The organism is Streptomyces sp. NPDC026672 (assembly GCF_040638185.1).
Taxonomy (GTDB): Bacteria; Actinomycetota; Actinomycetes; order Streptomycetales; family Streptomycetaceae; genus Streptomyces.
Genome location: NZ_JBEZXS010000053.1, coordinates 45,623 through 55,016, shown reverse-complemented (window position 1 = coordinate 55,016; position 9,394 = coordinate 45,623). Strand labels below are relative to the sequence as shown.

The 9,394-nt window shown below is 72.9% G+C and carries 5 protein-coding genes; 2 read left to right on the top strand and 3 right to left on the bottom strand.

Features of this window, described 5'->3' with window-relative positions; translation table 11 throughout:
* Window positions 1–111: 111 nt before the first annotated feature.
* On the bottom strand, window positions 112–507 hold the full coding sequence (locus AB0F77_RS37720) for a hypothetical protein (RefSeq protein ID WP_361957582.1): 396 nt from the start codon (window positions 505–507) through the stop codon (window positions 112–114).
* Between the two features lie 241 nt (window positions 508–748).
* On the opposite strand from AB0F77_RS37720, the gene AB0F77_RS37715 reads away from it, so the two are divergent.
* Both AB0F77_RS37715 and AB0F77_RS37710 read left to right on the top strand, forming a co-directional pair.
* A complete protein-coding gene (locus tag AB0F77_RS37715) occupies window positions 749–2,677 on the top strand; it encodes a hypothetical protein (protein WP_361957579.1) in 1,929 nt (642 codons plus the stop codon).
* A gap of 87 nt (window positions 2,678–2,764) precedes the next feature.
* Window positions 2,765–3,454: a TetR/AcrR family transcriptional regulator gene (locus tag AB0F77_RS37710; RefSeq protein ID WP_361957576.1), complete on the top strand. Its 690-nt coding sequence runs from the start codon at window positions 2,765–2,767 to the stop codon at window positions 3,452–3,454.
* Window positions 3,455–3,482: 28 nt separating this feature from the next.
* Here the strand turns inward: AB0F77_RS37710 and AB0F77_RS37705 are convergent, their stop codons facing one another.
* Window positions 3,483–3,845, bottom strand: coding sequence for an isomerase (locus AB0F77_RS37705; protein ID WP_361957573.1), 363 nt, complete (start codon window positions 3,843–3,845; stop codon window positions 3,483–3,485).
* A gap of 33 nt (window positions 3,846–3,878) precedes the next feature.
* Window positions 3,879–9,281 (bottom strand): pullulanase-type alpha-1,6-glucosidase, encoded by a 5,403-nt coding sequence (pulA, locus tag AB0F77_RS37700; RefSeq protein WP_361957570.1) that lies wholly within the window; start codon window positions 9,279–9,281, stop codon window positions 3,879–3,881.
* Window positions 9,282–9,394 lie beyond the last annotated feature (113 nt).

The following is a 9,394-nucleotide window of genomic DNA, read 5'->3' as shown; positions in this document are numbered from 1 at the left end:
CACCCAAACGGCCCCACCGGGGGTCCCCGGGCCGCGGCCCCCCCCCCCCCCGCCGGGCGGGGGGGGGGGGCCCCCCCCCCCCCCCGCTTCTCGTTCGTGCGCCGCACGGCGTCAGCCGGTGTGCGCGTGGTGGTCGGTGCCGATCTCGACGTCGCCGCCGAGGGTGCCGCGCAGCGCCTGGACCACGCCGTCGTCGCCGACGGCCACCCACTTGCGGCCCACGAGGTAGAAACCGCCGTAGTCCTTGGCGTCGTTGATCCACTCGCGCTGGCCGCGGTCGGTGGCGAACGTGGCGAGGACGAACTTGCCGTCGGTGTTCTTGCAGATGGCCTGGCGGATCTCGTCGGCGTCGGTCTGGATGTCCGGCCGGCACTTCACCTCGGCGGCCAGGCTCTCCAGGCTGCCCGTGGCCGTGGGCGGCACCGTCTTGGTGTCGCCGCCCGAACCGCAGCCCACCAGCGCCATTCCCAGCGCCAGCACGGCCACTGCGCCCGTTGTCACCCTCATCTGTTCCTCCGGTCCTGGTGGCGAGAAGCATGCCGCACGGAGCCCCGGCGCGGGGCCCGCCCTTCGATACGGCGCCCGCCCCCGCCGCGCTCAAATCCAGCGGGCCGGTGGCCTCACCGGTGGCTCTCGATCCGCCCGGCGCGGGCCCATGGCTCCGTCCGTCCCGCGAACCCGCCCATCCCACCCGGTCATGTCACCCGGGCGGCGGTGACCAACCGGGCATTCGCTCGTTCTCACGGACGTGCAGCCACAGGGTGTAGCCCACCGTCACGCGTCCACCTCCGCCGCAGCCCCGGGCTCGGTGGTCGACGTCGAGCAGGCCGAGGCCGCGCTCGTCGAGCACTATCCGCGGCTCGTCCGGCTCGCCTACCTCGTGCTGCCGCCCGGCCTCGGCCGCAGCCGCCGGGTGCTGGCGGCGCACGCCCTCGTCCAGCGCGCGCTGCCCCGGGGCCGGGGCCGGGCCGCCGCGATCCCGGCCCAGTCGACGGGCCGCGACGGCGACCCGGGGTACGCGTTCGTCCGCCTCCAGGTGGTGCGGACGGCCCTGGAGGCGAACCTGCCGCTGCGGCCGACGGCCTGGCCCAAGCGCGCCCAACTGCCGCCGCTGCTCCCCCAGGTGTGGGGCCTGCGGCTGTTCCCGCGCTCGGGCGGCGCCGACGAACTCGCCCTGGACCAGCGGCTGTCGGCCCTCACCGGCGCCGCCCGCGCCGCGTACGTGCTGCGCGGCCTCGAAGGGCTCCCGGACACCGATGTGCACCGGGTCCTCAAGGCCGCCGGCGCCGCCGACCCGGGCGCCGCGCTCGCCGAGGCGAACGGCGTGCCCATGCAGTACGGGCTGCTCGGCTCCCCCGAGTTCGACGCCTGTTCGCTCCAGGTCCGGCCCACCGACCTGATGCGGCGCCGGCAGCACACCAGGGCGGCGCTCGCCGCGGTCGCCGCGCTCGCGGTGTGCGGGGTGCTCGTCGCGCTGCCCGGCGGCGGCTGGGGCCCGGACGGCGCCGCCGCTCCGGCGTACGCGCAGAACCCGGCGGCCGAGGCCGCCCTCGACCCCGGCCGGCTGGTCAGGATCGCCCCCACGGCCTGGGAGACCTCGGCCCGCACCGACTTCTCCGTCTGGCCCGCGCGCGGCCCCCTCACCAAGGACTCCACGCTGCTGCGCCGTGCGCTGGCCGTCTGGGCCCGGCCCGGCGGCTCCGTGCGGGTCTCGGCGACCCCCGGCACCCAGACCGGCGGCCCCGCGGGACCGCCCCAACTGCTGTACGCGGGCGAGGTCGACAACGCCCGCGTGGTGATCCTGCACGACGGTCTGCGCATCGCCCGTTACGCCGAGCCCAGGAGCGGTGACGCGGGCGCGGCCCTCGACCTCGCGCGTGCCGACGGCGCGACCGGCACCGGGGCGAGCGCGCTGGTGCTGGGCCGCTCCGACGGCAACCTCCGCTATCTGACGGCTCCTTGGGTGACGAAGGCGGCCGAGCGGGACCTGCTGAAGCCGGACGCGGGCGCGATGGACCTCGATCTGACCGACGGCGTCACCGCCCCGCTGGCCGCCCCGGCGCCCCGGCCCGGCTCCTGCACCTCGTGGAACGTGCTCCAGCTGACCACCGCGTCCGGCACCCGACTCGCCACCGACCTGGGTGAGTTGATGCCCGCGCACCTCACCGCCGGACGGCCCGGCGCGGCCGGGGAGGCGTCCGGAGCGGCGGGGCTGCGTGCCTGGGCGCCGTTCGCCTGCTCGCTGTCCGCCTCCCGGCTGGCCGGTGTGAGCAGCGTCAACGCGTGGTCGTACGCCGACCAGGAGCTGCCCGAGGCGGGCGGCACGGCGTCCTGGGTGTGCACCAGGGCGGAGACCTGGCGGGGGGACGGCACGCTGTCGCTGGCCCAGTTCCACACGCCGGGCGGGCCGGTCGGGGCGGTCGTCGCGAAGGGCGCCGACGCCACGGCGTGCGGCCCGCGCGATCCGCACGTGCTGGCCGGGGTGCTGTGGAAGTCGGGCACCGGGAGCTGGTACCTGCTGGCGACGGGCGACAGGGAGACGGCGTCGATCCGCACGACCGGCGGCGTCACCGCGTCGGCACGGGGCGGCCGACTGGCCGTACGGGCGAAGCAGGGCGCCCGCGCGGAGCTGACCGGCACGCTGAAGGACGGTACCCAGGTGAACGGCCTCCACTAGGGCATGTCTGACAATATGACGGAACCGGGTGAACACCGCTTCCGGTCCGGTCCGTTACGGGTCGGAACAGATCGGTAAGGTGTTCGCATGACTACCGGGGTTCGTCGCAGGATGGGAGTCGAGGAACGGCGGCAGCAGTTGATCGGCGTCGCCCTCGAACTCTTCAGCCGTCGTTCGCCCGACGATGTCTCGATCGACGAGATAGCGTCGGCCGCGGGCATCTCGCGCCCGCTGGTCTACCACTACTTCCCCGGCAAACTCAGCCTGTACGAGGCCGCGTTGAAGCGTGCGGCGGAGGACCTGGCGGACCGCTTCCGGGAGCCGCACGAGGGACCGCTCGGGGGCCGTCTGCTGCGGGTGATGCGCCGGTTCTTCGACTTCGTGGACGAGCACGGGCCCGGTTTCTCGGCGCTGATGCGCGGTGGTCCGGCGGTCGGCTCCTCGGCGACCAACGCGCTCATCCACTCGGTGCGGCAGGCCGCCTACGAGCAGATCCTGTCGCACCTGGAGGTCACGGACCCGCCCGCGCGGCTGGAAATGGTGATCCGTTCGTGGATCTCGCTGGCCGAGTCGACCGCGCTGATCTGGCTGGACGGCCGGCACGTTCCGCGCGCCGAGCTGGAGGTCAAGCTGGTGCACGACTTCGCGGCGCTCGCCGCGGTCAGCGCCGCCCACGACGAGGAGATGGCGGAGATCGTACGCGGGATGGTGAAGGACGAACCGGCCGACGGTGTCTTCACGAACCTCGTCGGCCGGCTGCTCGCGCTGTCGTCCTGACGTCTCCCCCGGCTGACGTCTCCCCGGGCTAACGCGTGAACGACCGGTAGGACGCGTCGAGTTCGCGGACCTCGGCGGAGGCGTGCAGCACGGACCCGTCGTCCGTGACGTGCTCGCGCAGCAGGTCCAGCGCGGTCTCGACGAGCCGGGCCTTGGTCTCCTCGCTGCGGCCGACGAGGAGACCTATGGTGATGTGCACGTCCGTGTGCCCGTGCGCACCGGGCTCCTCGTACCCGAGCGCGGTGAGCTCGCTCGACCGGAACTGCGTCCTGCACGCCTCCGGCCGAGCCGCCGCGATCTCCACGGCCGCCTTGTGCAGCGCCCGCACGAAGCCCTCGCGGTCGAAGGCGGGCGTCAGCGTGCGGGAATGGTCGACGGTGATCTGCGGCATGAGCACTCCTGTTCGTACGGCGTCGGCCCGACCCTACGTCGCCGCCCGGGTGAACACCGCGACGGTCCGCGCCGGGACGGTGAAGGTGCCCGTGCCGGCCGCGTACGAGGAGGTCCTCACCACCGCGTCCGCACCGCCCGACTGCGTCGGGTGCAGCCGGTACGGGGTCCCGGCGAGGGCACCGATCCGCTGCTCCTGCCGCTGCGGGGTGGCGTTGAAGACCACGACCAGGTCACCGAGGCGCATGGTGATCACACCCGGTGTCTCGGCCGTGCCCGACAGCGGGAAGGACAGCTGCTCCTGGACCCGCGCGGCCGTCCCGAGCGAGAACGCGGGCTCCGTCGTACGGATGCGCAGCAGGTCCCGGTAGGCCGCCGAGGCCCCCGTGATCTGCTCGCAGCCGACCCGCACCGACCCCAGCAGGGGCTTGGCGTAGGGCCACTTGGCGGCGTTGTCGGCGGCCATGGGCAGTCCGCGGCCGAAGCCGTTGCCGTCCGCGCAGTTCCAGTGGATGGCGTTGAACCAGTCGCCGCTGTCGAAGGAGTTGCGGTCCAGGGACTTGGAGCGCAGCAGGTCGGTGCCCGCCTGGGAGAGCGCCGGACCCTGCGAGAGGGCGGCCGTCGCCATGGCGAGGACCTGCATCCGGGCCCGGTCGGAGGCGGAGGTGTCCCTGGGCAGTTTGTAGGTGAGGGCGTCGAACAGGGACTCGTTGTCGTGCGCGTCGACGTAGGCGAGGGCGTCGCCGGGTTCCTCGGCGTAGCCGGCGGGTGCGCCGTTGTAGTCGACGCCGGCGCCGGTGACGTCCTCGCCCGCGCTGTCGGTGAAGCGGTAGCCCGCAAGGTTGCCGCTCAGGCCGACCTTGATGAGGTCCTGGTAGTGCAGCAGCCGGGCCCTCTGCTCGGCCGCGCTCCCGCCCGCCGTCGAGGAGTTGGGGTCGGTGTACAGGCCGGAGGCGAAGCCCTGCACACCGGGGTCCTCGTCGAAGGGACCGCCGCCGCGCACCGCGTCGCGGGCCCGGTCGGAGAAGGTGGCGATGCCGGTGCCGGCCATGTTGGCCTGGGTGGCCTGCACGAACCGGGCGTCGTTCGCGACCTCGCCGAAGTTCCAGCCCTCCCCGTACAGGATGATCTTCTTGCCGTCGACGCCGTCCTTCCCCGGGGTCAGCGCGTCGAGGGCCTTGCGGACGGCGAGGATGTTGGCCTTGGGGTGGTGGCCCATGAGGTCGAAGCGGAAGCCGTCGACCTTGTACTCCCTGGCCCAGGTGACGATCGAGTCCACGACGAGCTTGCCCATCATGGCGTTCTCGGTCGCGGTGTTGGCGCAGCAGGTGCTGTCGGCCACGCTGCCGTCGGCGAGGAGCCGCTGGTAGTAGCCGGGCACGATCCGGTCGAGGACGCTGGTGGCGGCCTGGCCGCCGGCCGCCGTGTGGTTGTAGACGACGTCCATGACGACGCGGAGGCCGTCCTCGTTGAGGGACTTGACCATCCGGCGGAACTGGAGGGTGCGCGCGGTGCCGTCGGGGTCGGTGGCGTAGGAGCCCTCGGGGACGGTGTAGTGGTACGGGTCGTAGCCCCAGTTGTAGGCGTCCCCGGCGGCGGTCCTCGCCACGCACGCCTGCTGTTCGTCGGAGTCGGCGGGGTGGGAGGCGAGGTCGCAGTCGGGGGTGGCCTGGTCGGCCCTGCGCTCGGGAATGGTGGCGATGTCGAAGACCGGGAGCAGGTGCACGTACGAGGTGCCCGCCCTCGCCAGCTCGCGCAGGTGCTTCGAGCCGTCGCCGTCCTTGTCCGTGAAGGCGAGGTAGGTGCCCCGGTCCTGCGCCGGGACCGTCTTGTCCGCGACGGAGAAGTCCCGGACGTGCAGCTCCTGGATCTGGGCGTCCTTCAGCGGTACGGCCTTCGGCTTGACGAGGGTCGACCAGCCGCCCGGGGCGAGGGACCCGTCCTTCAGGTCGACGACCAGGCTGCGCTCGGAGTTCGCGGTGAGGGCGAGCGAGTAGGGGTCGGTGACCTCGTTGGTGACGATCCTGCGGACGCTGGGCGCCCAGACCTCGACGACGTACCGGTAGGGCTTGTTCTTCCAGGAGGCGGGGCCGGTGAGGGACCAGACGCCGGTGGTGTCGTCGCGGTGCATCGCCCGCACGGTTCCGTCGAGGTCCAGGGCCACGCTCCGCGCGGTCGGCGCCCACACGGCGAGGGTCGGCCTGCCGTGGTGGAAGACCGGCCCGAGCTCCGCCTTGGTCGCGCCGGGATACAGGTCGTCGAGCACTCCGGCGATCTGGACGCCGGTCGCGGCGAGCACGGCGCCGTTCGCCGCGCGCTGGGAGGCGACGAGCTGACCGCGCAGCGCCTCGCGCACCCGGTCGCGGTCGCGCGGGTCGACGGACCAGGCGGTGTAGTCCTTCAGATGCGGGAACCCGGCCTTCTGGGCGTCGGTGAGCGTGGTCCGCGTCAGTCGCAGCCAGCGTTCGTCGTCGCTGGTCAGGGCACCGTCCTTGACGGTGATGGAGCCGTCGCGCGAGTACAGCAGCTGGGTGGAGGCGGCGCCCTCGGCGCCGTTCCAGGCGACGGTGTCCCGGTCGATCCAGACGGCCCTGGACGTGCCGAGGTCGAGTGCGGCGGCGCTGCCCGCGGGCTGTGGGAGCAGGTGCTCCTCCTGGCCGTTCACCAGCCACACCTCGTGTCCGTCGGTCTTGATGTCGAGGGACTGGTCGGTGGGCAGGTCCTTCTCGTCGCCCTTGTGGACGATGTAGCCGAGGCTGGTGGCACCCTCGGTGAGCGGCACCTCGAAGACAGCGCCATAGCTGTCAGTCTTCACCGGCTCCAGGGGGTTCGACCAGTCGGTGGGGTGCGCGGCGCCCGTCCAGACGTGCAGTCCCCAGCCGTCGTAGTCGCCGTCGGCGCGGTGGTAGTGGAGGACCGCCCTGGTGGGGTCCTGGGCGGGATACCCGGGCCGCTCGGTGCGGACGTCGGGGCTGCCCTGCTCGATCCAGACCTCGCCGGTCCGGGTGACGTCGATGGACCGGTCGGCGGAGACGTCCTTGGTGCCGTCCTTGTCGACGACCAGGAAGCCCACGTTCGAGGCGCCGGGCTTCAGCCGGACCCAGGCGAAGGCGCCGTACGCGTCGCGGCCCGTGAAGGGGTGGCCCGCGGGCCAGGTGGTGGCCTCGCCGTCGGCGAGGTCGCCCCAGGCGTACAGGCCCCAGTCGGTGTAGTCGCCGTCGGCGCGCTTGTAGTGGACGACCACGTGGTCCCGGGAGGAGGCGGTGGGGACCTCGGGCGCGGGCGGGGTGCCGGTGGTGCTGGTGGCGGTGGCGCTCGCGGTGCGGCCTGCCGGGTCGACGACGACCGCCTTGTAGCGCAGGGCGGTGCCGGGCGGTACGTCCCCGCCGATGGTCTGGGTGACCTTGTAGGGGGCGTGGTCGGCGGAGCCGAGGACCCGCCAGGGGCCGTTGCCGGTCTGGGCGGCGAAGACCACCCGGTCGAGCCGTGCCCCGTCGACGTCGGCGGACAGCTCGACGGTTCCGGTGGCGCCGGCCTCGGGGGCCTTCAGGGTGAGGGCCGGCCCCGTGGCGGGTTCGGCGAGGCGTCCGGCCGCCTTGAGGACGACGGCGGATCCGGCGGGGACGGTGACGGTGACCTCGCGGTCGGCGCCGGAGCGCACCGTGGCGGTCGTGCCGTAGACGCCCCGGTAGGCCATGTCCGCCGAACCGGTCGTGAAGGTCGCGGACTTCGGGTCGTCCGCGTTGTTGAAGGCGACGACGTACTCGGCGCCCGTGCGCGCGTCCGCGCGGGTGAAGGCGTAGACGCCGGGGCCGTCGGCCGCGTGGCGCTCGGTCTGGACGCCGTCCGTGAGGGCCGGTTCGGCCTTGCGGAGCTTCGCGAGGGCGGCGATGTCCCGGTAGAGCGGGGCGGCGGTGTCGTAGGCGTCGCTCGCCCGGGTGCGGTCGGTGCCGATCTCGTCGTCGTCGAGGTAGTCGGCGACCGTGGAGGCGAACATGGTCTGGCGGGCGTCCTTGTCGCCGCCGGAGCCGGTGAAGCCCTGTTCGTCGCCGTAGTAGACGACGGGGTTGCCGCGGCTGAGGAACATCAGCTCGTTGGCGAGCCGGTCCTTCCTCAGGAGCTCGGCGTCGCTCGCGCCCGGGTCGTCCTGCTTCAGGAAGTACCCGATGCGGCCCATGTCGTGGTTGCCGAGGAAGGTGACCTGCTCGTACGCGTTGGCCTTGTCGGTCGTGTACTTCCAGTCGTCGCCGAAGACGTCCGCGAGCCGCCGGGCGCTGCCGCCCTGGGAGGCGTAGGCGCGGGCCGCGTCCTGGAAGGGGAAGTCGAGGGTGGCGTCCAGGCGGCCCCGGGTGACGTACGGGGAGGTGACCGAGGTGTCGGCGGAGTAGACCTCGCCGAACATGAAGAAGTCCTTGCGGCCGTGGGCCGCGGCGTACCGGTCGAGCGCGGTCGCCCACTGCGTCCAGAACTCCATGTCGACGTGCTTGACGGTGTCGATGCGGAAGCCGTCGACGCCGAAGTCCCGCACCCAGCGCTCGTAGATCTTCTCCATCCCGTCGACGACCTCGGGGCGTTCGGTCCACAGGTCGTCGAGGCCGGAGAAGTCGCCGTAGGTGGTGGACTCGCCCGCGTACGTCGAGTCGCCCCGGTTGTGGTACATCGACGGGTCGTTGAGCCAGGCCGGGACCTTGTCGGCGCTCGTGGCCCGTGGGGTGCGCGGGAAGGAGTCGGCGTCGACGGCCGGGAACGTCCGCGTGCCGTCGGCGTACTCGGCGTCGTCGAAGGGCCTGCCGTCCTCGGTCAGGTACGGGAAGGCGCCCTTGGACAGGTAGTCGTGGGACGCCCCGTCCTGGTCGACGACGTCGGCGGTGTGGTTGGTGATGACGTCGAAGAACACCTTCATGCCCTTGGCGTGCGCCGTGGAGATCAGGGTGCTCAGGTCCGCGTCGGTCCCGAAGTGCGGGTCGACGCGGGTGAAGTCGGTGATCCAGTAACCGTGGTACCCGGCCGAGGCGTTGACGCCGGTGCCCTGCACCGGGCGGTTCTTGAAGATCGGGGCGAGCCAGATGGCGGTGGTGCCGAGTCCCTTGATGTAGTCGAGCCGGCGGGTGAGGCCCTTGAGGTCGCCGCCCTGGTAGAAGCCCTTGTCGGTGGGGTCGTAGCCGGTGCTCGTGCGGGAACCGGTCAGTCCGCCGCGGTCGTTGGCCCGGTCACCGTTGGCGAAACGATCCGGCAGAACGAAGTAGAACTGCTCGCGCGTGCTGTCGTGCCGGGCCGGCTCGGCGGCGAGCCGGGCGTCGGACGGGGGCGCGGGCGGTGCGGCCGCCCGGGCGGCGAGGGGCTGGACGAGTGCCGCGGCCAGCGCGGTCATGGTGACCGCGGCGACTCGGCCTGCGTGGGCGGTACGGCGTCTGGGCGCCGGCCATCTCGGTATCACGGACGTGGACTCCTTGCGCTGACGGCTCTGTTGGCGCTTGCGGCTCTGTGCGGGTCCGGGCTCGCGCGACCGTACCGCCCGCGAAACGGTTGCTGCAAGAGTCGTGAAACGGC

What these genes read in the sequence shown, in the direction of transcription:
- AB0F77_RS37720 (WP_361957582.1), bottom strand. Translation starts at nt 507, where the DNA reads ATGAGGGTGACAACGGGCGCAGTGGCCGTGCTGGCGCTGGGAATGGCG.
- AB0F77_RS37705 (WP_361957573.1), bottom strand. Translation starts at nt 3,845, where the DNA reads ATGCCGCAGATCACCGTCGACCATTCCCGCACGCTGACGCCCGCCTTC.
- AB0F77_RS37710 (WP_361957576.1), top strand. Translation starts at nt 2,765, where the DNA reads ATGACTACCGGGGTTCGTCGCAGGATGGGAGTCGAGGAACGGCGGCAG.